We start from the raw sequence: 26,621 nt of genomic DNA on the forward strand, positions 1-26,621 counted from the left end.
ACTTTCGTACCCGTAACCGTACTCAGGCGACTTTCACGGAGTGGTCCCCAAAATCGGCCACTATGTCCAGTGTTCCCCCCAGGGCGACGACATAGGAGCGCAAGGTGTCCAGACCACCGATCTGGCCGTGCTCGATCTGGGACACGCGCGCCTGAGTGATGCTCATCCGTTCGGCGAGGAGCTTCTGGGAGATGCCCAGACGCTTGCGCATCTCGGCGAGTTGGACACCGCGAAGCTCTGCCCGCAACTGCTCGCGGCTGCTCTCCCGGGCGGCGACTCGCTCGGGGGAGTCCCGATCGGGATCGATCTCACGGATCTTGGCCTTGGTGTCGGACCACTTCACGAACTCACTCATCGCCCTTCCTCCTCCTTCTCAGCGCGGTATGCCGCGTAACGCTCCTCCGCCAGGGGAATCGCCGTGCGATACCACCGACTCCATTCCCCGGCCTTGTCTCCGGCGACCAGCACGATCGCCTCCCGCGTCGGGTCGAAGACGAACAGCAGGCGGATCTCCGCCTCCCCGGGCACTCGGGGCCGTAGCTCTTTGAGGTTGTGCAGGACACGGGAATGGTGGATCCGGTCAACCAGTGGACGACCGAGTTTCGGCCCCTGCAACGCGAGCTCGTCCAATGCTTCTTCGATCTTCTCTGCGGTGGCGAGATCGTTCTTGCAGATGTCGAGAAACCAGGCGTTCACCTCGGCGTGCAGCGTGATCTCCCAGGTCATACGGTCAATATAACGGATCCTTATATCCTTCCGAAGGCTGTTGCCGGAAGTATGCGGCACCTGCGTGATGCGACAGCCTCTTCCAGACCGAGCTGGCTGAACGCACGGGCTTGAGGCAGCCGGCGGTGGCACGCTTCGAGGCGGGCGGGACGATGCCGACCATCCCGATGCTGGAGCGGCTCGCGGAGGCTCTGGAGATGCGGTTGAGCGTCCAGTGGTACGAGGCCAACGCATAAGCAATCAGCGCCGCCCGTTTCCCTGCTTGACCGAAATGACGGACAAGACGAACACAAAGTTCCGATCAAGCCGGCCGAAGCGTTGAAACAGAGGCTCTGGAAATGCGGTTCCTGTTACGCGGGCTCCAGGTTTCCCACGAACCGGTAGGAGAATCCCTTGCCTGTGGGGGAGGAAGCCTCGATGTCCTGATAGCCGCCCGTGGCGGTCACCGGGATGCGCAGCAGCAGGTCGTCGCCGACAATGTCGTCCTCCCACACCTCAATGGTGAACGAGCCTCCGGCGACGGTGGTCTGGCTCTTGTACGATCCGGCGGCGCGCTCTGTGGAGCCGGGGGTGCACATCGAATACTCCCATACCCAGCAGGTTCCGGCCTTGGTGTCGGCCTCGTCACCGTTGGTGGGCCAGCCGAGGTACTCGGCGCCGTTCTGACCTATGATCCGCACACGGATCTCGTCCTCGCCGCTCTCCTCCAGATCGAAGGCCTGAAGCGAGCCGAACACAATCTTGAGCAGGGGTCCGGCGGCGGCCGTATCGACGCCGAGAGCAGGGGGCTCGGCGGCCTGGGCCGGGGACACGAGGGCCGCGGCGAGTGCCAGCCCGGCGGCCAGAGTGCCCACCCTCGACAGGACGTTGTTCATGCGCTCCTCGTTTTCCGTTGACAGGCGGGCTCCAGGCGGAAATTGAGCCTGTGGTGGTAGCCGTTCACGTCGCCCCTGTGAGTGGTGATGACGTTCGCCATAGAGCCTGTCGGGGGTGTCTTGTCGATGGCTTGGAGCCTGCTGGTGGGGATCCGACATCAAGCTCACGCCCCCGGGCGGATCACCGTCGGTCACCTGCGGTCGTGACGGCATGAACCACGGGCGCGAAGCCCTCCACCTGGACGGCGGCCAACAAGGTCACCCCTGTGCTCTTCACTGAGCGCGCCGATGGCTTCCCCGATCACTCTGCCCTGCCCGCTGTCATGGATCCGGTATGGCCGACCCAGGCGTCGCAGGAACGGCGGTTCGGATCGGGTTGTTGCCGCGACCTGCTCAGCGCCAGATGAGGAAGTAATAGGCCCAGTAAGCGAGCAATGCCATCAGAAGCAAGCTGGAAACAAAGACCCCCAGCACGATCCCAAAGAATCACGGGTGGGCACGCTCACCCGGCCTGCCCGCGTCGCCCACGCAGAAGCCCCCAAATATCCGAAAACGACGTCTCGGAAGACGGCCTCGGCACCGCGAGAGGGGTGATTTCTGTGATCTGGGTGACGAGGCATGTCCACAGCGCGCAACGTTGACCCGCGATGGACCGGTCTGATGCTCCGCCTCCGAGGCCGGTTCGTACGACAACAACGGAGCAAAAAGGAGGATCGTGACTGAGAACGAACCGAACGCGCGGGACATCGCCGCGATGGACGAGGCGGAGCGCGCCCAGTGGTTCTACGACAACCGCGAGCAGGTCGCCGAGGAGTCCACCCCTGCCGTCCTTGATCGTGCCGTACCAGTGCGGGTCAGCCCCGATGACCTCGGCTTGCTGACCGAGGCCGCGACAGCGGTGGGCATGAAACCGAGCGCGTGATTGCACAAGGTCGGACTGGAGGCCGCGGCGATGGCATCTGCTGCCCCGCCTGCGGCAGTGCTGTCAGGGGAGGAGACTCGGCAACTCCAGGATTCGGTCCTGAACATCGTGGAACTGCTGGAGCGCAGTGGCATCAGGCTTGACACGGCAGCAGACGAACGCGATCGATCGCTGGTTCTGAAGTCGCTACGCCGCACGCGAAAGAAGAAAGTCAAGAGAGGTAGGTGGCCGCATCGATGAGCAAGGCGACCCGCACGTCGGCGACGTCCATGAGGACACCGGCGATGGGAGGCCCCAGTAACATCCCCATGTTCGCGGACATGGACATCCGAGCCTGGGCCTTACTCAGTAACGCGTCCGACGTCGAGCTCGCCACCGCTTTCCGGGTCGTCGGCAACACCACATGTCGTGTTTGACGCCACTGCTGGACGGGTGCCTCCAGGGTGACGGTGGCGCGGGCAGTCAGTTGATGTCGTTGAGTCGTGCGCCGATGAGATCGAGTGCGTGTTGCTGCGTGCTGTTGAGAACATCTGTTGTGTGTTCGGTGAAGAGTCCAGCAACTCCGGTGAGGTCTATGTCCGACTCTGTTTCGTTGAGTTCTCGCACGATCGGCGCGAAGGTTGCGACGAACTCGTCAACGAACCGGTCAAGTTCATCGTCGCCGGTGTGGGGTCCCAGGCTTTCGAACTGTGCGATCACGGTTGTGATGGCGGGCAGGAGACCGGGGTCGCTGATCCGTTCGTAGTACCCGACGAGGTAAGGCATGCCGTCGGCGCCGACCAGGTGGGCGAGGAGAACGGTTTGATCCCGGTCGATTCGTGCCATCGCCGGGGAGAGCCCGCCGGCCGCAAAGGTGGTGAGAAACCGCGCGAGCTCGGGCGGGATGTCCGGCGCTGCTTTCTGTTCCCGGAGCCGGGCGATGAGATCGCGCTGCGTGGTGAGCCGGTCGATCTGGGCGGCGAGTTCTTGATCGAGCCGATCAAGAAGCCCTATGGCCTGATCGCCGGTCTCATCGAGAAGGGCGGGCATCTGCTCCAGTGGTATTCCGAGGGCGGCGAGACGTTTGATACGTAGGACTCGGATCAGATCGTGCACGTCGTACTGCCGGTAGCCGTTGGGTCCGCGGGGCGGCTCGTCGAGGACGCCGACCTGATGGTAATGGCGGAGTGCTCGGACGGTGACTCCGGCGAGCGAGCCGAGTTCGCTACTGTTCACCGCTGGCCACCCGCGCCTCGTTCGTCATCATTCGCCCTGGGTTCTCTGGTTCCAGTCTACGAAGCGACCGTGCGGTCAGTGCGAGGACGAAGGCGGCGGTCCATACGGCTGCGAGTGCGAGAGCTGCGACATTGACGCTGATGTACTCGGTGAGCATGGCCGCCAGCACGATGCCGGCCGGTGGGGCGGCGGTCATCATGGCGTTCTGGGTGCCCATGATCCGTCCTAGCATCGTCTCGGGTATCCGCTCGATCATGAGCACGCCGATCAGGCTGCCGAACAGTCCACTGGAGAATCCGACGACGAACGCCCCAGCGAACACCACCCATACGGACGGTAGCGCGGCGATGAGGGCGATCCCGGCTGTTGTTCCGGCGAGACCGGTGACGAACCAGGCTCGGCGGGCACCGCGCGTGCCGGCTGCGGCGTAGCTCGCGCCGCCGAGGAGCATCCCGAGGGCGAGGGCGCTCAGCACGAAACCGAGGAGGCCGGACCGGTTCTCCTGGGTGAAGAACACCGGCAGCACGAGCCCTTGCATCGCCCCGAGGACCAACACCGATGCCAAGCCGATCATGGTGACCACGAGTAGGAAGCGACTGCGGAACAGGGCCCGCCAGCCGTCACGCAACTGTGACCACCCGGTACCGGTCGGAGCCGCCGCGATACCGTCCTCCGACACGATCGTGCCGACGTGCCGCGGAATCAGGAGCGTGATCAGCGCGGCCACCAGCGACGTAGCGGCGGTGATCCACAACACCGTTGAGCCGTCGAAGAGGATCATGAGAGTCCCTGCCGCCGCCGGCCCCAGCAAGATCGCCACCGCACCCAGAGTCTCTCGCACCCCCATCAGTCGTTCGGCACTGACGCCCCCGTGGCGAACGACCGCGGGAAGCAGCGCCTCCCGTGCCGTCGCACCGGGCACGTCGCCGAGCGAGCCGATGATGCCGAACAGAATGAACCACCCCAGGTTGAGCCCCGACACCAGATCGACCAGCGGCAACGCGGCGATCGACGCGGCGGAGACGAGATCGGTGATCACCGAGGATGTGCGCCGGTTGATGCGGTCGATGACCACCCCCATCAGCAACCCCGCGAGAACGGCCGGGACGGCGGTCGCTGCGGCGACCGCTCCTGCACCAAGCGCACTCCCTGTGGTCTGTAACACGATCAACGGCAACGCGATCCCCGCGATCGAGTTCCCGAGCAGGGACAACACGTACGAGGCGAGATATGCGACAGGAACGAGCTTCATGTCTCAAGCACAAACTATGACGTAGGGGCGGAGTCAAACTCACCGCAGAACGCAGGGCGGGGGCCTACATCCCGATGCCGTGCTCGTGCTGTGGACCGTGTCGCTGTTGCGGGTCGTGGTTCGACGCGGCGAATTGTGCCTGTCGTCCGGCGCGGGCACGGAGAAAGGCACCCGTACGGCGCGTGACACGAGTGGGCGGAACCATCCGGCGCACCACCGTCCACCCCGGCATGCCCGACTTCCGCGCCGGCGCCGGTCGGCGCGGCTCAACCGGCTGACTCCGGGAGAGCCGCGAATCGACGTCAGGCTACCTTGACGTCAAGGTAGCCTGACGAAATACTCGAACCATGTCCACTCCCGACGAACTTGAACGTCAGTTCACACTCCTGACCGCGGCCGCGCGCTACGACGCGCTACGCACCCGTGACGTCCTGGCCGCACCGGCCGATGAGGACGACCCCGCGCTCACACCGCCCGACCCCGGCGCGGAGCCCCTGACCCGGGGCGAGGCGCTGGAGCTTCTCGCGCTGGGCGAGGTGATCGCGCGGAAGGCGGGCTACGGACGTCAGCTCTCCGTGCGCTCCGCCCGCCGGGCCGGCGCCTCGTGGTCGCAGATCGGTGCCGCCCTGGGAACCAGCGAGCAGGCGGCGTGGGAGGCCCACAACCGATGGATCGACGAACAGGCCGGGGAACGCGACGGTCACTGGGGCTGGGACGAGAACGACCTGGCGGCCGCGCGCGTGCTCGCCGGCACCCCCGAAGGCGAGGACACGAAATGAGCGAGCACGCCGGGACCGCCGTCCACCCCTTCGTCCTCGACATCGCGCAGGCCGACCTGGACGACCTGACCGACCGCCTGGCCGCGACCAGATGGCCGGATGAGCAGGCCGGTGCGGGCTGGTCCCAGGGCGTGTCGATGGCCTACCTCAAGGAACTGACCGCATACTGGCGCACCGGCTACGACTGGCGGGAACACGAGGCACATCTCAACCGGTTCCCCCAGTTCACCACCAGGATCGACAACGCCGACATCCACTTCCTGCACGTCCGTTCCCCCCAGGCCGATGCGCTGCCGCTGCTGATCACTCACGGCTGGCCCGGATCCATCGTGGAGTTCCTCGACGTCATCGGGCCCCTGAGCGACCCCCGGGCTCATGGTGGCGACCCGGCCGACGCCTTCCACCTGGTGATCCCCTCCATCCCGGGATACGGACTGTCCGGACCGACTCGCGAGGGCGGCTGGGATGTGCACCGGGTCGCGAAGGCCTGGGCCGAGCTGATGCGGCGCCTGGACTACCACCGCTACGGCGCGCAGGGCGGCGACTGGGGCCACGCGATCACCCTGGAGCTGGCCGCCGTCGACACCGGCCGTGTCGTCGGAATCCACCTCAACACCCTGCTGACGCCGCCTCCCAGTGACCCCGCCGAGGCCGCCGAGCTTACCGATGACGACAGGGCACGGCTCGACCGGCTGGTCAGCGCGGAGCCGGAGATGTCGGGCTACGCGAAGATCCAAGGCACCCGGCCGCAGACACTGGCCTACGCGCTCACCGACTCCCCCGTCGGGCAGCTCGCCTGGATCGTCGAGAAGTTCAAGGAGTGGACGGACTGCGCGGACGTGCCCGAGGACGCGGTCCCCCGCGACCGGCTCCTGACCAACGTGATGCTCTACTGGCTCACCGCGACCGCCGGGTCGTCGGCCCGCCACTACTGGGAGGCCTTCCATCCCTCCCGGCCGCCGCGTACCGGGCCGTCGGCGACGCCCACCGCGGTGGCGGTCTTCGCCGCCGACGTGGCCCGCCCTGTCCGGCGGCTCGCCGAACGCGACAACAACATCGTCCACTGGTCGGAGTTCGACCGAGGCGGCCACTTCGCCGCGATGGAGGAACCCGACCTGTTCACCGACGACGTCCGCGCGTTCTTCCGCCGGTTCCGCTGACGGGCTCTGGAGCGAACCCGATACCGGCGCGGCACGCTCGGAATCACGGCGACTCAAGATTCTCCCCTCACATTCCGTGAGCACGCGGCCCCGGGGAGGCTGCCCGGTAACCCGACATCAGTCCGGTTGAGCACCGGTGCGGGCCGCCGGCGGACGAGTCGTCCGGCCCGGCGGCCCTCGACGTCGCTCAGTCCTGGTCGGGGATCTCCAGGCGGGAGAGCGTCTGCGAGCACGAGGCGTTCCTGATCGCCGGTCGCCGGGCCAGGAGTTCCCGCGCCTCGCGGCGGGCCAGGTTCCAGCCGTTCCACGGGTCGGGCCCGGCCAGGTCGTTGGCCGCGATCACGTCCAGCAGGACGCAGCTGCGGGACGGTTCCGGCAACCGGTCCAGTGCGGGGACCGCCTCGGCGCCGAGGTCGCCCAGGTAGTCGAGGTCGATCCGGTTCACGCCCCGTACCGCGATCTGCGTCTCCGCGACCCGCAGGTCGGGGTTCCACACCGCGAACGCCAGCAGCGAGGCGCTCGTCATCAGCACCAGGGTCCTGGGCAGCCAGCGCGCGTGCCCGCGCCTGGTGAGCCGGGCCGCGCCCGCCATGAGGACCAGCGCGAAGACCCCGCCCAGCCACCAGATGGTCGCCGCCACCGAGGCCCGCAGCCGGGAGAGCCCGTAGACCTCGGTGTACAGGTCCAGGCGGTGCAGCGCGGAGAAGAGAATCACCAGGGTCAGCACGCAGAGCAGGCCGAGCAGCCCGGCCATCAGCCACCGGTCGAAGCCCTTGAGATCCAGCGTCCCCGAGGCGACCGCGACGATCGCCAGCACGAACACGCTGACGACGACGAGCTGGAAGAACCCCGAACGCGCGTACTCGGCGTAGGTCAGCCCGGTGGCGGAGGCCACCCACCGGGTGGTGCCGAACAGCACGGTGAGCTGCATCCCCACGAACGTGGCGAACAGCAGGTTGAGCGCCGTCAGCGGGGTCACCCAGAGAGCGCGGCCGGCCGTGATCTTCAGGTCGGGGGCCTTCGGCTCGGCCACCGGCCGCAGGCCGACCAGCACCGCGGAGGCCACCACGACCGCGAAGACCACGAAGAGCAGGATCCGCAGCGGCAGCGACTCGGCCCAGTCCTGCGCGCTGAACAGCTGCTCGACGGCCTCGGCGAAGACCGCGTCCGCCGAGGCGAACAGCGCCCCGAACACCGCCAGCAGCACGACGGTCAGCCCGCCCCCCAGCAGCAGGGGGACCATCTTCCTGGTGTTCGTGAGACCCTTCAGCCGCGCGCCGAGGAACCACGGCACCGGCAGCAGGCCGAGGAGCACCGACGCGCCTCCCCTGAGCACCCCGAACCAGCCGCGCCCGGCCCCCGACAGAGCGAGCGCGGCCAGCAGGAACCCGGCCAGCAGGACCATCCCGACCAGCCAGTCGGCGTCCCTGAACAGCACCGTCGCGACCAGCCCGTAGGCGATCGCCCCCATCCCGGCCGACCACGGGGTGATCCTGCCGCGCACCGCCGGAATCGCCGCCGCCCCCATGGCCGCGGAGACCAGCACGAGCCCGAGCCCCGCCCTGCTGTACGGCACCGCGATCGCGGCGAGCAGCCCGACGGCGACGGAGACCGGCAGCACCCACCGGGGGGTGTCCGGCAGGTCGGGCCGGGGGAAGAGGGGCGGCGCCTCGTACCCGCCGGGGCCTCCGGGGCTTCCCTGTGGCCGAACAGCCGGCCGGTACTCCTCCCGGACCGGCGCGAAACCTCCCGGGGGTCCCACCGGTTGCGCCGCTCTCTCTTTCTCCCGGACCTCCGGTACGGTGACGCGCTGCGCGACGGGTCCCCGCGCGGGAGGCCGCTCCGGGAGCGGTTCGCCGCCGGACCAGATCTCGTTGGTGGGCGTGGTGGCGCCGATGACCGTGCCGACGAACACACCGATCATGAAGATGACGGCACCGACGAAAGCGGCCAGCAGGGCGTCGAAGCCCGCGAGGCCGATGCCCATGATCACCGCGCAGACCAGTCCGGCGACACCTCCGAGGAAGAGGCCGAGGAACGCCCCGGGCCAGTTCCGCACCACGACCTGTTCCCGGCGCCCGTCCCCGGCCCGCCTGTCCCGGACGAGGACCGGCCGGGGGGGAAACGGCTGCGTGGGCGGAGGAGGTGGCCCGATGGGCGCCTCGGAGTCCGTGGGGGTGGAGACGGGGACGGACCCAGGCTCCCCGGCGGTGACCTCCCGTCGAGGAGCACCGGTCGCGGCCGGCCCCAAGGCCCCGGCCGGTTCACCGGAACCGGAGTCGATCCCGGCGGTCTCGCCAGGGTCCGGCTGCCGAGCACCCCCTGAGATCTCATCAGGTTCCCGAGCACTCCCGGTGACCTCGTGACGCTCGCCGATCCCCGTTCGTGTACCGCTCACCTGCGGGACGGAAGGCGTGGATGCGGTGAGATCTTCGGGGGCCTTGTCCGGGACGGAAGGCGTCGAGACGGCGGGATCCACGGGGACCTCGGGCACAGTGGACGGGGCGGACACGGGAGGGGCCTTGTCCGGGGCGGAAAGCGCGGAGGCACCGGAAGGCACCGAGGTCTCGGGATCCACAGGGACCTTGCCCGGGACGGTGCCGTGCACCTCCGGGGAATTCACCCCGGAGGAGGAAGGCTCCTTGGCGGGCGAGGACGGGGTGGTCATCTCAATCCTTTCCGGAAGGTCGGTCACGATGTGGCAGCCGGGACCGTCTGCGACGTGGATGGAGCCGCCGTGCAGCTCGACGATCTCCTTGGTGATGGCCAGGCCCAGCCCGGCACCGCCGTCGTCGGCGGCCCGTCCGGCGTCCAGGCGGGAGAAGCGCTCGAACGCCCGCGCCCGGTCCTCGGCCGCGATCCCCGGCCCCTGGTCGCTCACCCGGAGCCGGACGCCCTCTCCCCCGGCCGCCGCCGCCAGCACCACGGTCCCGCCGTCGGGACTGTGCCGCACCGCGTTGTCCAGCAGGTTGGCGAGGACCTGAGCGAGCAGGTCGGGGTCGGCGCGTACGCTCAGTCCTTCCGGAACCTCGCAGCGGGCCGTCACGCCCTCCCTGGCCAGTACGGCCTCCCGGAGGGCCTGCTCGCAGAGCGGGCGCAGCTCGACGTCCTCACGTTCGATCAGCCGGGCACCCGACTCCAGCCGGGACAGGTCGAGCAGTTGCGCGACCAGCCGGCCCAGCCGCTCGGTCTGGGCGAGCGCGGTGCCGAGGGTGACGGGATCGGGCTCCGAGACCCCGTCGACCACGTTCTCCAGTACCGCCCGGAGCGCGGTGATCGGCGTGCGGAGCTCGTGGCTGACGTTGGCCACCAGATCCCGCCGCTGCCGGTCCACCTCGCCCAGGTCGGCGGCCATCGCGTTGAAGGCCCGGGCGAGCTCGCCGACCTCGTCACGGGAGGTCGCGGTGACCCGCAGGCCGTACCGGCCCTTGGCGATGGTCTGCGCGGCGGCGGCCATCTCGCGGAGCGGTTTGGTCATCCCCCGCGCGAGCAACTGCACCATGATCAGCGCGAACACCGCGGCCACCGCGACGCGCACGTCGCGCGAGTAACCGGCGTTGAGGCCGACCTCGTTGACGACGAACGCCGCCACCACGGCCAGCAGGATCACCATGCCGAGCTTCGCCTTGATCCGGCCAAGGAAGTCGAGAGGTCTCAAGGGTCGGCGCATCCCGGTGTCGGAGGGAAGGGGCATACAGGGGTTGAGTGCCGGGGAGGGCGATCGGTTCGCGCCGGAGGCTCCCGGCCGTAACGGAACCCGCGTCGACGGCGTGTGCTCCGTTCCGCGGCGGAGGTCGCGAGCACGTGGCCGCGGACCCGGGGTCGCCGGGACGTGCGTTCACTGCCGCACCAGGGCGTAACCGACGCCGTGGACGGTACGGACGACGCCGGGGCCGAGCTTGCGGCGCAGGGCGCGGACGTGGCTGTCGACGGTACGGGTGGCCGCGGCCTCGGAGAAGCCCCAGATGTCGGCCAGCAGCCGCTCCCGCTCGAAGACCTGGCCGGGGCGCTCGGCGAGGCGGCAGAGCAGGTCGAACTCGGTCCTGGTCAGCTGGGCCTCGTCGCCCCGCACGTAGACCCGCCGCTCGGCGGTGTCTATCTCGACGTCGGCGACGCGGATGACCGTGTCGGCCACGGCCAGCTGGGAGGCCCGCTCGACCCGGCGGAGCAGGGCGTGCACCCGGGCGACCAGCTCGCGCATGCTGAACGGCTTGGCCATGTAGTCGTCGGCCCCGACCCCGAGCCCCACCAGCAGGTCGGTCTCCTCACCCAGCGCGGTGAGCATGAGCACCGGGACCGGCCTGGCCGCCTGCATCCGCCGGCACACCTCAAGGCCGTCGAGTCCGGGCAGCAGCCGGTCGAGCACCACCACGTCGGGTGCCGTCTTCGCGTAGGCGGCCAGCGCCGCCTCCCCGTCCCCGACGACGCGCACGTCGAAGCCCTCGGCGGCCAGCCTGTGGCGTACGGCCCGCGCGATCGTCTCGTCGTCCTCGACCACGAGGACACGTCGTTGCTGAGGGGTTGCCATGCCCGGCAGCGTAGACCGGAGCCGTGCAGAAGACCTGTGGTGAATTGTGAAGGTTCTGCGCACTCACCGGGTGCGCCGTCTCCGGTGAACACGGATGGACGACACCGCATCCGGCGATCGCGGGTCCCCTCCGTCCGGTCGCGTCCACGGAGGTGTGGTGGGGGCCGGGACCGCTCGACCGTGCCGGACCGTACCGCCCCGGATGAGGGTCTCGCTGCGGGGTGGGTAGGAGGTCAGCGGGCCGTGATCCGATACCCCACCCCTGGCGTCGTGGTGATGGCCGGGGGCTCGCCGAGTTTGCGGCGCAGGCGGCCGATGGTGACCGTGACGGTATTGGTCAGGGGGTTGGCGTGTTCGTCCCACACCTGTTCGAGCAGGTCCTCGGCGCTGAGGAAGGCGGGGACGGCGCGCAGGAGGGCTTCGAGCAGTGCGAACTCCTTGACCGACAAATCCAGATGCCGGCCGTCGCGGGTGGCGGTACGGCGCAGCGGGTCGAGCTCGATGCCGACCGCGCGCAGCGTGCGAGGCCGGGCGGTGGGCCGGCGGCGGGCCAGGGAGCGGATGCGCAGCACCAGCTCGGGGAAGTGGAAGGGCTTGGCCAGGTAGTCGTCGGCCCCCAGGGTCAGGCCGGTGACTCGGTCGACGGGCGAGCCGGCGGCGGTCAGCATCAGGACCATGACGCGGTCGTCGCGTTCAGTGATCATCTGGCAGAGGGTGTCGCCGTGGATGCCCGGCAGGTCTCGGTCGAGGACGACCACGTCGTAGGCGTTGAGGTCCAGCTTGGCGGCGGCCTCCAGGCCGTCGTAGGCCACGTCCACGGCCATGCCCTGATCGCTCAGACCTTCGACGAGTACGTCGGCGAGGGAGCGGGCGTCCTCCACCACGAGCACCCTCATGCCGGAACCTCCGCCGGCACGGCCGCCAGGGGCAGCGAGACGGCGACCCGGAGGCCGCCCTCTGGCCGGGCCCGCAGGTCGAGGGCGCCGCCGTGTGCGGCGGCGATGGCTGTGACGATCGAAAGGCCGAGCCCGGAGCCGTTGCCGGAGTGGGTACGGTCGGCGCCGAGTCGCTGGAAGGGCTGCGCCAGTCGGTCGACCTGCTCCTGGTCGAGGACGCGTCCGCCGGTCTCGACGACGAGCTGGGCTGTTGTGCCGTCGGTGGTGGTGGCCAGGCGGATCCAGCCGCCTGGCTGGTTGTGGGTGATGGCGTTGTCGATGATGTTGTCGATCATTCGGGTGAGGAGCGTCCTGTTTCCCTGTGCCCACGCGCTGTCGTCGACGGCGTCCGTGGAGTGGACGGTGAGGTTCTTGGTGGTGATGTCGGCGGCCCGGGCGCCCAGGGCGACGGTCACCAGCCGGCGGAGCGAGAGCGTCGTGCGGTCGGCCAGGGCGCCGTGCTGGGTGCGGGCGAGCACGAGGAAGTCTTCGAGTAGCCGGTCGACCTGGTCGAGCTCGGTGCGGAGCCGGTCGGCCAGCGCGGCGGTCTGCTGAGGTACGGGCTCCGGCTTGGCCAGGGCCACGTCCAGGGACGCGCGCATGGTGGCCAGCGGAGTGCGGAGCTCGTGGGAGGCGTTGGCGACGAACCGGCGTTGCGCGGCGAACGAACTCTCCAGTCTTTCCAGCAGCTCGTCGATGGTGTCGGCGAGGTCTTTGACCTCGTCGGCCGGGCCCTGCGCGGCCAGCCGCTCGTGCAGGTTGTCGGCGGAGATCCGGCGGGTGGCCGCAGTGATCATCCGCAGCGGGCGCAGCACCCGGCCGGCGACGACCCGGCCCAGGATGACCGACACCGCGCCCATGACCACCAGTGCCACCGCCGAGCCGATCAGGAGTTGGCGGGACTGGGCCGCGTGGGTGTCCGACAGCTGGGTCTGGAGCCAGGCGATGCGATCGTTGGCGGCGGCGAGCGTGGCCGGCTCCACCGGCGGGGTGCCAGAAGGTGCGGATCGACTGGTCCGCGTCCCTCCGAGTCCCACGAGATTGGTGATGACCAGCAGCCCGACGCCGGACAGCAGGAACATGGCACCGTACAGGACGGTGAAGCGCAGTCGTACGGTGCGCGCCGGTCGTCGCCACTTTCGCATGCGTTCCAGGATGCCGTGCCGGACCTAACAGCGGTGTGACAGCCTCTGTTCGGCCCGTGTTAGGGCCGGGTCCGTACAACCGATCGCATGCGAGCAACCATCGAAGTCAACGGGCTGCGCAAACGGTTCGGCCCGACCCTGGCGCTGGACGGCATGTCGTTCACCGTGCGGCCCGGCCAGGTCACCGGGTTCGCCGGCCCCAACGGGGCGGGCAAGTCCACCACGATGCGGGTGATCCTCGGCCTGGACGCGGCCGACGAGGGCCACGCGCTGATCGGCGGACGGCCGTACACCAGCCTGCCCAACCCGCTCACCCACGTCGGCGCGTTGCTCGACGCCGGTGCGCTTCAGCCCGGCCGCACCGCACGCGACCACCTGCTGTGGCTGGCCCACTCCCAGGGCCTGGACGGCAGGCGGGTCGACGAGGTGCTCCAACAGGTCGGGATGCGGTCCGCAGCCCGGCGCAAGGCGGGCGGCTTCTCGCTGGGCATGCGCCAGCGGCTCGGTATCGCGGCCGCGCTGCTCGGGGACCCGCCGGTGCTCATGCTGGACGAGCCGGTCAACGGCCTGGATCCCGAGGGCATCGTGTGGATGCGCGGCTTCCTGCGGTCGCTGGCCGACGAGGGGCGGGCCGTGCTGGTGTCCAGCCATCTGATGAGCGAACTGGAGGACACCGCCGACCATCTCGTGGTGGTGGGCAAGGGCCGCGTCATCGCCGACACCAGCGTGGCCGACCTGATCGCGGCCGCCTCCCGCGGCCGGGTCACACTGCGCACGGCGGCGCGCTCGGAGGCGATGTCCGCGCTGGGTCACGCCGGCGCCACGACGGCCGCGGCCGATCGCGACACGATCGTCGTCTCAGGGCTGCCGTCGGAGCACATCGTGGCGGTACTCAACGCCAACGGGGTGCCGTTCTCCGAGGTGGCGACGGACCGGGTGACGCTGGAGCAGGCATACATGGACCTCACCGCCGATGCGGTCGAATACCGGGGAGCGGCACGATGAGCGCCCCTCCACACCGCTCCGCACACCGCTCGGAACCGCAGGCCGGCCGCGGAGGCTTCGGGCGGTTGCTGCGCGCCGAGTGGACCAAGTTCAGGACGGTACGCGGCTGGGTGGTCACCATGACCGCGGCGGCGCTGGTGACCGTGCTGTTCGGACTGCTGTCCGCGGCCGGCAACCACGCCTCGTGCGGTGCCGGTCCGATCGAGGTCGCCTGTCCCCCGCCTCTGGTCGGCCCGGGCGGCGAAGCGGTGGACGACAAGTTCTATTTCGTGCACCGGCCGCTGGCCGGGGACGGCGGCATCACCGTCCGCCTCACCTCCATGACCGGCCAGATCCGTAAGCCCGATGTCATCCCGGGGCAGCGCAACGTGGTGCCCGGGGTCGTGCCATGGGCGAAGGCCGGAGTCATGATCAAGGAGAGCACCAGGCAGGGCTCCGCCTACGCGGCGGTGATGATGACCGGCGAGCACGGGGTGCGGATGCAGCACGACTTCACCCACGACGTGGCCGGTCGGCCGGGCGGCGTCTCCCGGCAATCGCCGCGATGGCTCCGGCTGATCCGCTCCGGCGACACCCTCACCGGGTACGAATCCGCCGACGGCACCGAGTGGGTCCAGATCGGCACCGCGACCCTGACCGGACTACCGCAGACCGTCCAGGTCGGCATGTTCGCCGCCTCTCCCGGCGACCTCACGGTCACACGGGGAGATCTCGGCGGGTCCGGCTCTGCGGCCCGCTTCACCGAAACCACCGGCGAGTTCGACCAGGTCATGCTCCAGGGCAACGCGTCCGGCGCGTGGCGCAACGACGACATCGGTGTCATCGTCGCGCCTGACGGGTCGGCGCACCACCCGGGCCGCGCCGGCCGGTCTGGCGGCACCTTCTCCGTAACCGGCGTCGGCGACATCGCGCCGACCATCGAGGGCACCACCCCCGAACGTTCCCTCAGCAGCGCGCTGATCGGCCTGATCCTGGTGATCGTGGTGGCGGTCATGTTCATCACCGCCGAGTACCGGCACGGCCTGATCCGCATCACCCTGCTGGCCGGCCCGCGCCGCGGCCGGACGCTGGCGGCCAAGGCACTGGCGCTCGGCCTGGTCACCTTCGCCGCCGCCCTGCCCGCCATCGCGATCACGTTCACGGCCGGCGGGCGGATCCTGCGCGACAACGGCAACACCGTCCTCCCGGTGTCCCTGCTCACCCAGATGCGCATCGTGGTCGGCATGGCGGCGCTGTTCGCACTGGCCGCCGTGCTCTCCCTCGCCCTCGGCACGCTGCTGCGGCGCAGCGTCGCGGCGGTCATCACCGCCATCGCGGTGATCGTGGTCCCGCACGTCCTGGCGACCACCTCGGTCCTGCCCGACAGCGCCGCGCGATGGCTGCTGCGCCTCACCCCGGCGGCCGGCTTCGCCATGCAGCAGAGCATCCCGCAGTACGCGCACGTGCTCGGCCACTACGCGCCCACCGCCGGGTTCTACCCGCTGCCGCCGTGGGCCGGTCTGGCCGTATCGGCCGGCTATACCGCGCTCGCCCTCGGCTTGGCCGTCCACCGGCTCCGCCGGAGGGACGCATGAGACATCCCCATCGGGACCTCTCCTGGTGCCGCGGGAGGAGTGCGTGACAGAGCTCCTGCATGCGGAATGGACGAAACTCCGTACCCTGGCCGGCACCGGCCGGCTGCTGCTCGCGATCGTGGTGCTGACCGTCGCCGGCAGCGTCGCGGCCTCCGCCGTCGTGTCCTGTGCCTCGGAAGGCTGCGGCTACGACCCCGCCAGGATCAGCCTCTTCGGGGTCCAGGTGAGCCAGGCGGTCGTCGCCGTCCTGGCCGTCCTGACGATCACCGGCGAATACGGCACCGGCATGATCCGCCTCACCCTGACCGCCATGCCGCGCCGGACCGGCGTCCTGGCCGCCAAGGCGATCATTCTGGTCGGCTTGACCCTGATCGCCGGGAGCGTCGCCGTGCTCGCCTCCGCGCTTGCCGCGCCGCGCATCCTGCTCGGCAACGGCTTCCCCGCCGAAATGCTCGTCCTCACCAGCGGTCCCATGCTGCGCGCCGCCGTCGGCTCGGTCCTCTACCTGGCGCTGATCGCCCTGTTCAGCCTGGGGGTCGCCACCGCCGTACGAGACTCCGCCACCGCCATCGGGGTGGTGCTCGGCCTGCTCTACCTCTTCCCCGCCCTGATCCTCATGATCGCCGACGATGGCTGGCAGCGGCTTCTCTGGCAGATCTCCCCGATGAATGCCGGGCTCGCCGTACAGGCCACCACCAACCTCGCCACCCTCCCCCTCAGCCCGTGGGCCGGCCTGAGCGTACTCGCCGCATGGGCCACCGCGGCGCTCCTGGGCGGCGGGCTGCTCCTACGGATGCGCGACGCATAGCCGCCAGCCGGATCTCGGGCGGCAGGTGGGGCCGGACGCCCCGGGCAGGCACCGCCATCATCACCGACGCCGTGCCCCTGCTACCCGCGCCAAGACCCAAGGCGTGGCCGTCGGCTCCGTCGGGGAAGCACCGGGCGGGGCCTCCGCGAGGGCGAAGGCCCCGCCCGGTTCCCACCGTCAGGCGAGGATCAGGCGGCGGCCGGTGATCCGGTAGCCGATCCGGGCGAACGATGCCGCCATGGGCCTGTTGCCCACATCGGTGTTGTCGTTCACCTCGGGCTCACCCTCGGCGCTGAAGATGTGCAACGCCTCGATGGCCAGGTCGTCGGCGTAACCGCGACCGCGGTGGGCCGGGTCCACCCCGAGATAGCCGATCGTGGCGCACCTGGAGTTGCGGGTGGGCATCACGACGCCGACGAGCTCACCCGAGGCGTCACGGGCGAGCCGCCACCGGTCGCGTCCGCCCGGCATGTCCGCGATCTCGGTCACGGTCTGCTCGGCCGTCGCCCGCGCGCCCTGCTCCGCGAGGTGGCGCCGGTCCCAGTCGTCGAGGCTGCCCTCTTTGACGCGTGCCAGCAGGTCCAGCACCGTCTCGTCGTCGTCGACCGGGGCGAAGGTGAGCCGGCCGGGCCTGGGCGGCAGGCCGTACTCGGGAGACCAGCGCAGGTTGAGCCGCTCGACGGACTGCCGCAACCCGGCCCGCTCGGCGGCGGCGATCCGGTCGGAGGCGTCGGCGAGCGCGTCGGGACGCTCCCGCCAGTCGGCGGGCAGGAACAGGTGGTAGTCGGGCCGGGCGCCGGACGGTGTGGCGTACCCGGGCGTGACCAGCTCCGCGTACGCGGCCCGCAGCAGGGCGGCGCCCACCTCGACCCGGTCGGGCCCGAACCCGGGGTCGAACCAGTCGAGGCTGAAGGGATGCTCGGAGCCGGGAGGCCCCCAGAATCCGGCCCTGGCGACGACCTCGTCGCCGCGCAGCGCGACCCAGACCCATCCGGACCGGTAGTCGAGCTTGTCGAAGGGCAGGCTGCGGGCGCCCACGCCGGAGGCGGGCAGCGGGCCGTAACGGTGGAACAGGTCGAACTCGTCCGCGTCGAGCGGGCGGAAAAGCAGATCGGACAAGGGAAACTCCAGAAAGCGGGTGCGCTTCCCGGTTCTCAGGCGGCCTGTCGCCCGAGGCGGGAGCGCGTGACCAGGGTGGCGAACATGTGCTCCTCACCTCCTCGCGCTCGAAGGGACGGCCAGGCTACCGATGTGCCCGTCCCGCCCTCAACCGGATAAACCCGGCGGGGCCGGCGGCCGGGATGACCGGCGCCCCTCGTATCGCGGCGCCGGGCACCGTACCTGACCTCGCCGGACGCGCCACGAGCCGGTATCGCTAGATCTGTGACCGTCCCGGCGTTACCTTGACGGAGTGATCGATGTCACCGCGTACCTCCGCAGGATCGGCGTCAGGGTCGACGGGCCCCCGAGCGTGGAGTCGCTGCACCTGCTGCACCGGGCACACGTGCAGCGAGTGCCGTACGAATGCCTGGAGATCTGGCTGGGCCGGCCGACGACCGTCGACCCCGCGGAGTCGGCCGCGCGGATCATCGGGGGCCGGGGCGGCTACTGCTACCACCTCAACGGGGCGTTCTCCCTGCTGCTGGAGGCGCTCGGCTACCGGGTGAGGAGGCATGTGGGCGGAGTGCAGGGCAAGGCCGAGGGGCCGCCGAACATAGACGGCGGCCATCTCGTGCTCACCGTCTCCGGCCTGCCCTGCCCGGACAACCCCGGCGGTGAGTGGCTGGTCGACCAGGGCCTCGGCGACGCGATCCACGACCCGCTCCCGCTCGTCGAGGGCACCTACCGGCAGGGCCCCTTCAGCTACGGCCTGCGCGCCTCCGAGGTGGAGCCCGGAGGATGGCGGTTCGACCATGATCCGCGCGGCGGCTTCCTCGGCATGGACTTCCGGATCGGACCCGCCGAGATGTCGGAGTTCGCGGTGATGCACGAGTTCCTGTCCACCTCCCCCGAGTCGGGCTTCGTCCGGGTGGCCACGGTCCAGCGGCGCGACGCGAGCGGTGTCGACGCGATGCGGGGCCTGGTCCTCACCCGGGTCGGCGACCGCGAGCACACCCTGGTCGCGCAGAGCGAACGTGACTACTTCGAGATACTGGCCGACGTCTTCGCCCTCCATCTGTCCGACGTCACCTCTGCCGAACGCGCCAAACTCTGGCAGCGCCTGTGGACCGCCCACGAGAGATGGTCTGATTTCCAGTGATCCAAGGGGCGGCTCGGCCGAACCGGGAGGCATGACCTCCCCCGCCCGTACAGGCGCCTGACCTCGGCTCCAGGCTGCCGGCGGCTTGGGACGCGCGGGCGCCTGCCCTCGGCTCCATCGCGTTGTGCGGATGCCCATGGCACCGCGTAAGCGGAAACCAGGGCTCAATGCGGCATGCGGAATCCCTTTTCATTGGTTCATGTGCCACTAAGTGACTATGTTGCTGTCCGCGATGGGATAGCGAACGGGGTGAGCAGGATCGACACTCAAGTGCTGGCGGACCGCTATCGGCTGCTCAACCCTCTCTCCGAGGGTGGGGCGGGCACGGTCTGGCTCGCCGCCGACGAGATGCTCGGCCGTGACGTGGCGGTGAAGGAGGTGCGGCTCCCGCCCGACCTCGATCCCGCCAGGCGGCAGGAGGTCCTCGCCGCGGCGCTTCGCGAGGCCAACCTCGCCGCCCGGCTCAGGCATCCCTCGATCGTGACCGTCCACGACGTGGTCGTCGACCAGGAACGGCCCTGGCTCGTCATGGAGCTGCTGTCGGGCGCGTCCCTGGAGCAGACGGTCCGCGACCGGAGCCCGCTGCCGGTGCACCAGGTGGCCAGGATCGGCGTGGGCATCCTCGGCGCGCTCGGCGCCGCCCACACCGCCGGGGTGTTCCACCGTGACGTGAAACCGGGCAACGTCTTCCTCACCAGGACCGGCAAGGCGGTCCTCACCGACTTCGGCGTCGCGGTCGTCGACGGCGAGGTCACCTCGGGCCGGACCGGCCACCTGATCGGCTCGCCCAACTACATCGCGCCGGAACAGCTGCGCGGCGAGCGCGGCGGCCCCGCCTCCGACCTGTGGTCCCTCGGTGCCACGCTCTACTTCGCCGTCGAGGGGATGCCGCCGCACCCGGCGGAGACCCCCATCGCGGCGATCGGCCGGGTGCTCACCGAACCGCCCAGGCCGCCGGAACGCGCGGGCGGGCTGGGCCCGCTGCTGATGAGCATGCTCGACCCGGCCCCCGAGGCCCGGCCGTCGTTCGACGCCGTCGCCCGCTCCCTGGCGGAGCTGGCCACCGGCCAGCCGGCCGCCGGGGTCGGCGGGGTCGGCGGGGTCGGCGACACCGCCGGGGTCGCCGGGATGCCGGCCGCCGCATCGCCCCCCTCTCCGCCGCCCGCGATCCCCGCCGTCCCTGCCGTCACCGACCCCGTTCCCGCCCCGGTACGGCCGCCCGCGCCGGGCCGGGGGCGTGCGCTGCGATGGGCCGCCGCCGAGATGGCCGGGATCGCGGTGGTCATCGGGGTCACCTTCGGGGTGACGTTCCTGCTGACCTCGGGCCCGACCGCGGCCGAGCAGGTGGTCAGGCTCAGCGAGAGTCCCGGTGCCTTCAGCACCCCGGTGGACGTGTGCAAGCTCATTCCCGCTACCAGGGCCAGGCAACTGCTGCCCGCGCTGGCGGGCGAGGGCAAGCCCACCAACGACGGGGGCTGCCAGTGGCCGGCCAAGGGCATGGGACTGGAGGTGCGTCTCCCCGGTACCGGCAAGCAGTGGGGCAAGAGCCCCCGGCAGGCCCACGAGCTGTTCGTGAACCAGCGCCAGAGCACCATACCGAGCGGGGAGAACGCCTGGAGCTGGCCGGAGATCCAGGCCGGTGTCCGCTCCGCCCGATCCACCGCGCCGAGGGCCGTGGCCCCCGTCGGGGAGGAGTCGTTCGGCTACGACGTCTACGAGAACCGCATGACAGGCAGGCTGGAGCAGAGCTACGTGATCATCCGCGTGGACAGCCTCGTTCTGGAGGTCGGTTACGCCGTGGTGGACGGCAGCAAGGACGGTCCGGCGATCCAGGCGGGCGCCCACACAGCCGCGACATGGGTCGCGAACGCGTTGAACAACCAGAAAGCGGGCGAATGAACCATCCAGACGTCCCCCTATCGCAGGGCAGGCACGCGGGCGGGCACACCGCTCCCGCGCCGGGGCCGGGGATCGCCGGAGCCGGGGTCCCGCCCATGCTTGACCAGAGCTCGCTGGAGCAGGTGATCGCCCGGTTCGGGCCGATGTCCCCGCAACGGGTCGCGGTGGTCGGCTTGGCCGTGCTGGACCAGCTCGTGGTGATGCACAGGCAGGGCATGCTGCACGGGGATGTGCGACCGAGCTCGGTGCTGCTCGGCCCGTACGAGCAGATCATTCTCGCCGCGCCTTCCCTGCCGTCCTCGCTCTTCACCTCTCCCGAGGGCGTGACCAGCCCCGCCGCCGACCTGTGGTCGCTCGGCGCGACCCTCTACACCGCCGTCGAAGGCCGCCCGCCGTCGCCGGGCGGCTCCCTGGACAACGCGGGCCCGATCGCGCCCGTGCTGTTCCGGCTGCTCGCGGGCGACCCCTCCCAGCGGCCCGACCCCGACACCCTGCGCAAGATCCTGCTCGACATCTCCCAGCACCGTCCAGAATCTCCCGCCGCACCACTCCCCGTGGGCGCGCCCTCCCAGGTCTCCGGCCCTGCGGGCCCCGCGGCCTCCGTCCCCTTCACCCCCGGGGCCCCTGCGGCCTTCGGGCAGGCGACCCCCCAACCGCAGAGGAGCCCCGGACAGGAGGGCGGGACCGTTCCGGTCACCGAGGCGGAGGTGACCGCGCCCTTGAGAAAGAACCTGACCGAGCAGATATCCGCCGTCACCGCCGGGCTCACCCTCCAGGACGTCCCGGCCCCTCAGCAGGCCGCGCCCCCTCCCTCGAACGCGCCGACCGCCTGGCAGGGCCCGATCCCTCCCCTGGACACACCGTCCGCCTGGCAGAGCCCGCCTCAGAGCCCGCCTCAGAGCCCGCCTCTGGGCCCGCCCCAGGGCCCGCCCCACCCTGGCGTGCCCTTCCAGCACGGTTCCCCGCCGCCTCACTCGAACCCTCCGGACGCGCCCACCTCGGTTGAGCAGGTCCCCGTCCCCGACGCGGTGAGGGAGGCGGCGGACGAGCCCACCGAGCGCTCCACCCGGGCGACGGGGATACTCGTGCCCCGGCCGGTCGTGGCGCTGACCGGGGTGCTGCTCTTCGGCATGGCGGTCAGCATCGGCATCCTGCTCACCTCGGTGCTCGCCAACGCGGACGACGACGTCTCCGCCGAACCCTCCGGGGCCAAGGGGCGCTTCGCCGCGGCGCCCCGGGCCTGCGGCCTGCTCGACGACAAGCAGGTGAACCAACTGGTGCCGGGATTCAACAGCTCGGAGGTCGAACACTCGGCGTGCGACTGGCTCAACCGGTACGACTGGCGCAAGCCCAACGTGGAGAAGTACGACCTGCGGGTCCGGCTGATCGCCCAGAAGCAGAACGGGTCGGAGGTCGCCAGAGCGAAGGAGTACCTGGCCGGCAAGAAGAAGGACATCCTCGACAAGGGCCAGTTCGCCACCCCCAAGCCGCTCCCGCCCAAGGACCTGCGGGGGATCGGCGAGGAGGCGTTCACCTCCGGCGGGCACAACTCCATCAACCTGTACGGCGGGTCCTACAAGGCGACCGTGGTCTTCCGGATCAGCAATCTGATCGCCGAGGTCGACTACGAGCGGGGCGGCGTCAAGGAGGACCCGGACGGCAAGATCGCCGAAGGCGCGTTGCAGGCGGCGCGCTGGCTCGCCGAGTCCCTGAAGACCGATGGCTGATCCGGTGGCCGGCCCGCTGCCCGTGCTGGCGGGCCGCTACCGGGCGCTCGCACGGCTCGGCGCGGGCGGGATGGGCGTGGTGTGGCGGGCCCATGACGAACTCCTGCACCGCGAGGTCGCGATCAAGGAGGTCATTCTCGCTCCGCACCTGTCCCAGGAGCACCGCGACGAGATGCGGGAGCGCACCATGCGCGAGGCCCGCGCCGCCGCCAGGCTCGGGCACCCGTCCATCGTGGCGGTCCACGACGTCATCGCCCAGGACGGCCGCCCGTGGATCGTGATGGACCTGGTCAGGGGTCGTTCACTGGACGACGCGATCCGCGCCGACGGGCCGTTGCCACCGCACCGGGTGGCCGCGATCGGCCTGGCCGTACTGGACGCGCTGGCCCTCGCGCACAGCCGGGGCATCATGCACCGCGACGTCAAACCGGCCAACATCATGCTCGCCCAGGACGGCGGGGTGCTGCTGACCGACTTCGGCATCGCCACGGTGGAGGGCGACGCCCAGCTCACCTCACCGGACGCGCTGGTCGGCTCCCCCGGCTACATCGCCCCCGAGCGGCTGCGCGGCACCGGCGACGGCCCGTCCGCCGACCTGTGGTCCCTGGGCGCGACCCTCTACGCGGCGGTCGAGGGCCAGGGGCCCTTCCGGCGCGACACGCCGGTCGCCACCATCGGGGCGGTACTCACCCAGGAGACCCCCTTCCCCTCCCGGGCCGGGGAGCTGGCTCCCGTACTGCTGGCCATGCTGGCCAAGGATCCCCGGCAGCGGCCGGGAGAGTCGGGGCTGCGCGCCGCGCTGCGACAGGTCGCCCAGGGACTGCCGCCAGGACCGCTCTCCCCGGCGACCGCGCCGCAGGTACCGCCGCCCCAGGCCGCGGCCCCCCAGTCCACGGCACCGGCACCGGCGCCGGCAGGACCGCGGCGTACCGGACTGATCGTCGGCGCCGTGCTGGCCGTGGTCGCGACGGCGGTGACCGGTACGGTGCTGCTGACCATGAGCGGGCCGGACACCCCCGAGACACCGTCGCGGGCGGCGAACGCCGGGCGGTTCGCCACCGCCCCCGACCCGTGCACGCTGCTGACCGGGCCCCAGGTCAAGGTCGCGGTGCCGAGCGCGTCGCCGCTGTCCATGGAGGCCACCCAGAACAGTGAGCCCTACTGCAGCTGGGACGACCCCCTGGGTGGCAGCCGTACCGACCGCAGGTTGCGAGTCGCGGTCGGTCACAAGGCCCCCACCCCCGGCAAGAGCGGCCCCGACACCGCCCACGCGTTCTTCGTCGCCGAACGCACCTCGGTCGTCGCCGACCAGGGCAACGGCCTCCTGGGTTCCACCGGCCCGCTCAGGAACATCGGCCGGGTCGGGGCGGAGGCGTTCTCCTACGACGTGGTCGCCCTGGACCGGGTCCACTCCGTGATCCGGTTCCGGGTGAGCAACCTGCTGGTCGAGGTCAACCTGTCGGAGGTGGGGAAGCGTGCCGGAACCGCACTGCGGCAGGATGCCCTGAAGATCGCACGCCAGGTCTCCGAGGAGCTGAACAGCCGTGACTGAGAAACGCGCCGCGACGGAAGGGTTCGCGTGACCGATCCCAGCCTCCTGGCCGGGCGCTACCGCATGCTGGAGCGCCGCGACCGCGCGGGGACGAGCTGGCGCTCGCGCGACGAGCTGCTCCGCCGCGACGTCACGATCTCCGAGGTGCCGCTGCCGCCGCCCGGGCCGGCCCGCGACCGCCTCCTCGACCAGATCCGCGCGGCCGCGGGCCTGCGGCACCCCGGCGTCACCGCCCTGCACGACGTGATCTCGGGTCCCGACCGGCTGTGGCTGATCATGGAGTCGGTCGAGGGGCGCTCGCTGCTCCAGCACGTCCGGGCGGACGGCCCGCTCCCCGCCGAGCGGGCGGCCGAGATCGGGCTCCGCGTGCTGGACGCGCTGGCCGCCGCCCGCGAGCTGGGCGTCCATCTGGCCGCCGCTCCCGACAGCGTGCTGCTCGCCCCCGACGGGCGGGTGGTGCTGACCGGCGTCGCCGCCCTCGGGTCCACCGACGAGCTGCGCGATCTGGGCAGCACCCTGTTCACCGCCGTCGAGGGCCGGGCTCCGCACACCGGTCCCCGCCCGGCTCCACTGATGGTGGGCGGTACGCCACTGACCGAGCCCGGCAGCGGTCCGGCGGCTTCCGGCCCGCTGGCCCCGCTGGTCGAGGAACTGCTCACCGCCGGGCCCGGTCACCGGCCCGACGCCACCTCGGTACGGCTGACCCTGGAGCGGTTCCTCCCCCGGCCTACCCACAGCGGACACGGCGGGGAGCCCGGAGCCGGCGGCGGCCCCCGCAGGACGTCTCTCCTCGCCGTCGCCGTCGCCGTCCTCGCCGTACTCCTCCTGGGCGCCGCCTACTGGTTCTGGCCTCGCCCCACCGAATCCACGACGGAATCCACGCCGGTCGCACTGCCCACCGCCTTTGCACGCACGCCCGACCCCTGCTCGCTCATCTCCACCAAGCAGGCGGACGACCTGGCACTGGACACCACTCCCACCAAGGACGGCAAAGAGTGCAAATGGGTGACCAATGACTCCGGGCAACCGCCGAACCTGAAGTACACCCTGTGGATCTCCGCCTTCGGCTTCACCTCCGACGAGGCGGCCCGGCGTAACTACGCGAGGTTCCTCAAGAAGACCCGCGAACGGACCAGGACGGACGTGGGGGCCGCCCTGACCCACGTCAAACCGGTGGAGGCACTGGCCGGGATCGGTTCCGAGGCCTACCGCAACGAGGTCACCAACGGGCTGACCCGCAGCAGCTCCGTGGGCTTCCGCGCGGCCAACCTCGTGATCATCGTCCAGTACCAGCGCGGCGTCCCCGAAGACCCCAACGGCACCACCGGCGAGGGAGCACTCAAGACCACCCGGTGGATCCTCGAAAGGCTCAGCCGCGAGAGCTGAGCCCCGGTCCTGACCTCGGCCGGGCAGCGGGAGCTCGTTCCGGCCGTCGGCGAAACCGCCGATCCACCACGGTCACGGAACGCGCCGGGGCGCTCAGGGCACTGGCGGAACAGCGGGAATCACGATATATCTCGGTTGGAACCGCGCGGCGGGTCCACACGTTGGACTGGCGACGCACAATGAAAACAGACGGGGCATCCGCCCCGCGTTCGGAGGATGTTGAGGATGTCGCCAATCCAGAAGTACGCGATCGGCGCCGGAGCAGTGGTGTTCCTGTCGTGGCTGTTCCTGCCGGGTTTCCTGACGCTGCTGATCCTCCTGGGCGTCGTCGCCGCCCCGGTCGTCGGCTACCTGATGCTCGACCCGTCCCAGCGCGAGCGGCTCAAGCGCGCCCGGCGCCGCGGTCTCGGCCGCTGACGCGAAGACCGTCCCACCCGTCGAGGCCCGGCCTCGCGAGCCCGCGTCTCGGGGCCGCGACCGCCGGGCCTGCGGGGGAACGCGTGGGCCCGGCCGGTCAGGCGGTGGCGGTCAGGCGGTGGCGGTCAGGCGGTGGCGGTCACCAACTCCGCTTCCACCCGGCGGGTGACCTTGCGCTCGAACACGAACGAGAGCAGCGGCACGGTGCCGGCCAGCATCACCCCGAGAATGTACGGCCACGTCCAGCGCGCCTTCATGCCCAGGTTCATCGCGGCCACCAGATAGAGCATGTAGAGGAAGCCGTGGATCGGGGAGACGACCTTCGAGGGCTCCTCGATGCCGAAGCCGTACCTGAGCACGATGCAGGTGACCAGGACGAGCAGCATCACGCCGACGATGTACGCCAGGATGCGAAAGGGCTTGAGAGCGGATTCCACGGTCGGTTACCTCGGTCTT

Annotated in this window: 24 protein-coding genes; 13 read left to right on the top strand and 11 right to left on the bottom strand. The window is 70.6% G+C overall.

Features of this window, described 5'->3' with window-relative positions:
* Positions 1–22: 22 nt before the first annotated feature.
* Together ACFQVD_RS23185 and ACFQVD_RS23190 are read right to left on the bottom strand one after the other, a co-directional pair.
* The gene (locus tag ACFQVD_RS23185; RefSeq protein WP_343975942.1) at positions 23–355 is read right to left on the bottom strand and encodes a helix-turn-helix domain-containing protein; all 333 of its coding nucleotides are present in this window, start codon (positions 353–355) and stop codon (positions 23–25) included.
* Positions 352–726 carry a type II toxin-antitoxin system RelE/ParE family toxin gene (locus ACFQVD_RS23190; RefSeq protein ID WP_343975945.1) on the bottom strand — a complete coding sequence of 125 codons (375 nt, stop codon included), beginning with the start codon at positions 724–726 and terminating at the stop codon, positions 352–354. The genes ACFQVD_RS23185 and ACFQVD_RS23190 overlap by 4 nt, the downstream gene beginning before the upstream one ends.
* Positions 727–818: 92 nt before the next feature.
* On the opposite strand from ACFQVD_RS23190, the gene ACFQVD_RS23195 reads away from it, so the two are divergent.
* Complete coding sequence (locus ACFQVD_RS23195; protein ID WP_343976014.1) at positions 819–962, top strand: helix-turn-helix domain-containing protein; 144 nt, start codon at positions 819–821, stop codon at positions 960–962.
* Positions 963–1,076: 114 nt separating this feature from the next.
* Here the strand turns inward: ACFQVD_RS23195 and ACFQVD_RS23200 are convergent, their stop codons facing one another.
* Positions 1,077–1,601, bottom strand: a complete 525-nt coding sequence (locus ACFQVD_RS23200) for a hypothetical protein (RefSeq protein WP_343975948.1) — start codon at positions 1,599–1,601, stop codon at positions 1,077–1,079.
* 715 nt (positions 1,602–2,316) lie between these two features.
* Between ACFQVD_RS23200 and ACFQVD_RS23205 the strand changes: the two genes are divergently transcribed.
* Positions 2,317–2,523, top strand: coding sequence for a hypothetical protein (locus tag ACFQVD_RS23205; protein WP_343975951.1), 207 nt, complete (start codon positions 2,317–2,319; stop codon positions 2,521–2,523).
* A gap of 462 nt (positions 2,524–2,985) precedes the next feature.
* Here the strand turns inward: ACFQVD_RS23205 and ACFQVD_RS23210 are convergent, their stop codons facing one another.
* Positions 2,986–3,738, bottom strand: a complete 753-nt coding sequence (locus tag ACFQVD_RS23210; RefSeq protein ID WP_343975954.1) for a MerR family transcriptional regulator — start codon at positions 3,736–3,738, stop codon at positions 2,986–2,988.
* Positions 3,728–4,954: an MFS transporter gene (locus tag ACFQVD_RS23215; protein WP_343975957.1), complete on the bottom strand. Its 1,227-nt coding sequence runs from the start codon at positions 4,952–4,954 to the stop codon at positions 3,728–3,730. The genes ACFQVD_RS23210 and ACFQVD_RS23215 overlap by 11 nt, the downstream gene beginning before the upstream one ends.
* Before the next feature lie 383 nt (positions 4,955–5,337).
* Here ACFQVD_RS23215 and ACFQVD_RS23220 point away from each other — a divergent pair, with 383 nt between their 5' ends.
* Entirely contained in the window at positions 5,338–5,769 is a 432-nt protein-coding gene (locus ACFQVD_RS23220) for a hypothetical protein (RefSeq protein WP_343975960.1), read from the top strand.
* On the top strand, positions 5,766–6,929 hold the full coding sequence (locus ACFQVD_RS23225) for an epoxide hydrolase family protein (protein WP_030906920.1): 1,164 nt from the start codon (positions 5,766–5,768) through the stop codon (positions 6,927–6,929). The genes ACFQVD_RS23220 and ACFQVD_RS23225 overlap by 4 nt, the downstream gene beginning before the upstream one ends.
* A 187-nt stretch (positions 6,930–7,116) precedes the next feature.
* Here ACFQVD_RS23225 and ACFQVD_RS23230 read toward each other — a convergent pair whose 3' ends face one another.
* The 4 genes from ACFQVD_RS23230 to ACFQVD_RS23245 all read right to left on the bottom strand — a co-directional run bounded on the left by ACFQVD_RS23230 (position 7,117) and on the right by ACFQVD_RS23245 (position 13,537).
* A complete protein-coding gene (locus tag ACFQVD_RS23230; RefSeq protein ID WP_343975965.1) occupies positions 7,117–10,587 on the bottom strand; it encodes a DUF4153 domain-containing protein in 3,471 nt (1,156 codons plus the stop codon).
* 180 nt (positions 10,588–10,767) lie between these two features.
* Positions 10,768–11,457: a response regulator transcription factor gene (locus ACFQVD_RS23235; RefSeq protein ID WP_030906926.1), complete on the bottom strand. Its 690-nt coding sequence runs from the start codon at positions 11,455–11,457 to the stop codon at positions 10,768–10,770.
* 233 nt (positions 11,458–11,690) lie between these two features.
* Positions 11,691–12,353 carry a response regulator transcription factor gene (locus tag ACFQVD_RS23240; protein WP_343975969.1) on the bottom strand — a complete coding sequence of 221 codons (663 nt, stop codon included), beginning with the start codon at positions 12,351–12,353 and terminating at the stop codon, positions 11,691–11,693.
* Positions 12,350–13,537: a sensor histidine kinase gene (locus ACFQVD_RS23245; protein ID WP_343975972.1), complete on the bottom strand. Its 1,188-nt coding sequence runs from the start codon at positions 13,535–13,537 to the stop codon at positions 12,350–12,352. Before ACFQVD_RS23245 ends, ACFQVD_RS23240 begins: the two co-directional genes overlap by 4 nt.
* Positions 13,538–13,624: 87 nt before the next feature.
* Here ACFQVD_RS23245 and ACFQVD_RS23250 point away from each other — a divergent pair, with 87 nt between their 5' ends.
* The 3 genes from ACFQVD_RS23250 to ACFQVD_RS23260 are packed head-to-tail and all read left to right on the top strand — an operon-like array spanning position 13,625 to position 16,924.
* A complete protein-coding gene (locus ACFQVD_RS23250) occupies positions 13,625–14,542 on the top strand; it encodes an ATP-binding cassette domain-containing protein (protein ID WP_343975975.1) in 918 nt (305 codons plus the stop codon).
* Entirely contained in the window at positions 14,539–16,116 is a 1,578-nt protein-coding gene (locus tag ACFQVD_RS23255) for an ABC transporter permease subunit (RefSeq protein ID WP_343975978.1), read from the top strand. Before ACFQVD_RS23250 ends, ACFQVD_RS23255 begins: the two co-directional genes overlap by 4 nt.
* 43 nt (positions 16,117–16,159) lie before the next feature.
* On the top strand, positions 16,160–16,924 hold the full coding sequence (locus ACFQVD_RS23260; RefSeq protein WP_343975981.1) for an ABC transporter permease: 765 nt from the start codon (positions 16,160–16,162) through the stop codon (positions 16,922–16,924).
* Positions 16,925–17,101: 177 nt separating this feature from the next.
* Here ACFQVD_RS23260 and ACFQVD_RS23265 read toward each other — a convergent pair whose 3' ends face one another.
* Positions 17,102–18,043, bottom strand: a complete 942-nt coding sequence (locus ACFQVD_RS23265) for a GNAT family N-acetyltransferase (protein ID WP_343975984.1) — start codon at positions 18,041–18,043, stop codon at positions 17,102–17,104.
* A 292-nt stretch (positions 18,044–18,335) separates the two neighbouring features.
* On the opposite strand from ACFQVD_RS23265, the gene ACFQVD_RS23270 reads away from it, so the two are divergent.
* From ACFQVD_RS23270 to ACFQVD_RS23295, 6 genes are all read left to right on the top strand, one after another.
* Positions 18,336–19,184: an arylamine N-acetyltransferase family protein gene (locus ACFQVD_RS23270; RefSeq protein ID WP_343975987.1), complete on the top strand. Its 849-nt coding sequence runs from the start codon at positions 18,336–18,338 to the stop codon at positions 19,182–19,184.
* A 249-nt stretch (positions 19,185–19,433) separates the two neighbouring features.
* A complete protein-coding gene (locus tag ACFQVD_RS23275; protein WP_386272014.1) occupies positions 19,434–21,083 on the top strand; it encodes a serine/threonine-protein kinase in 1,650 nt (549 codons plus the stop codon).
* The gene (locus ACFQVD_RS23280) at positions 21,080–22,810 is read left to right on the top strand and encodes a hypothetical protein (protein WP_343972480.1); all 1,731 of its coding nucleotides are present in this window, start codon (positions 21,080–21,082) and stop codon (positions 22,808–22,810) included. Before ACFQVD_RS23275 ends, ACFQVD_RS23280 begins: the two co-directional genes overlap by 4 nt.
* A complete protein-coding gene (locus ACFQVD_RS23285) occupies positions 22,803–24,362 on the top strand; it encodes a serine/threonine-protein kinase (RefSeq protein ID WP_343972483.1) in 1,560 nt (519 codons plus the stop codon). The genes ACFQVD_RS23280 and ACFQVD_RS23285 overlap by 8 nt, the downstream gene beginning before the upstream one ends.
* A gap of 27 nt (positions 24,363–24,389) precedes the next feature.
* A complete protein-coding gene (locus ACFQVD_RS23290) occupies positions 24,390–25,748 on the top strand; it encodes a hypothetical protein (RefSeq protein ID WP_343972486.1) in 1,359 nt (452 codons plus the stop codon).
* Between the two features lie 225 nt (positions 25,749–25,973).
* A complete protein-coding gene (locus tag ACFQVD_RS23295) occupies positions 25,974–26,165 on the top strand; it encodes a hypothetical protein (RefSeq protein ID WP_326636344.1) in 192 nt (63 codons plus the stop codon).
* Positions 26,166–26,290: 125 nt separating this feature from the next.
* On the opposite strand, the gene ACFQVD_RS23300 is transcribed toward ACFQVD_RS23295, so the two are convergent.
* Positions 26,291–26,602: a DUF3817 domain-containing protein gene (locus tag ACFQVD_RS23300; RefSeq protein WP_343972492.1), complete on the bottom strand. Its 312-nt coding sequence runs from the start codon at positions 26,600–26,602 to the stop codon at positions 26,291–26,293.
* Positions 26,603–26,621 lie beyond the last annotated feature (19 nt).

This window comes from Streptosporangium amethystogenes subsp. fukuiense (genome assembly GCF_042665875.1).
Taxonomy (GTDB): Bacteria; Actinomycetota; Actinomycetes; order Streptosporangiales; family Streptosporangiaceae; genus Streptosporangium; species Streptosporangium fukuiense.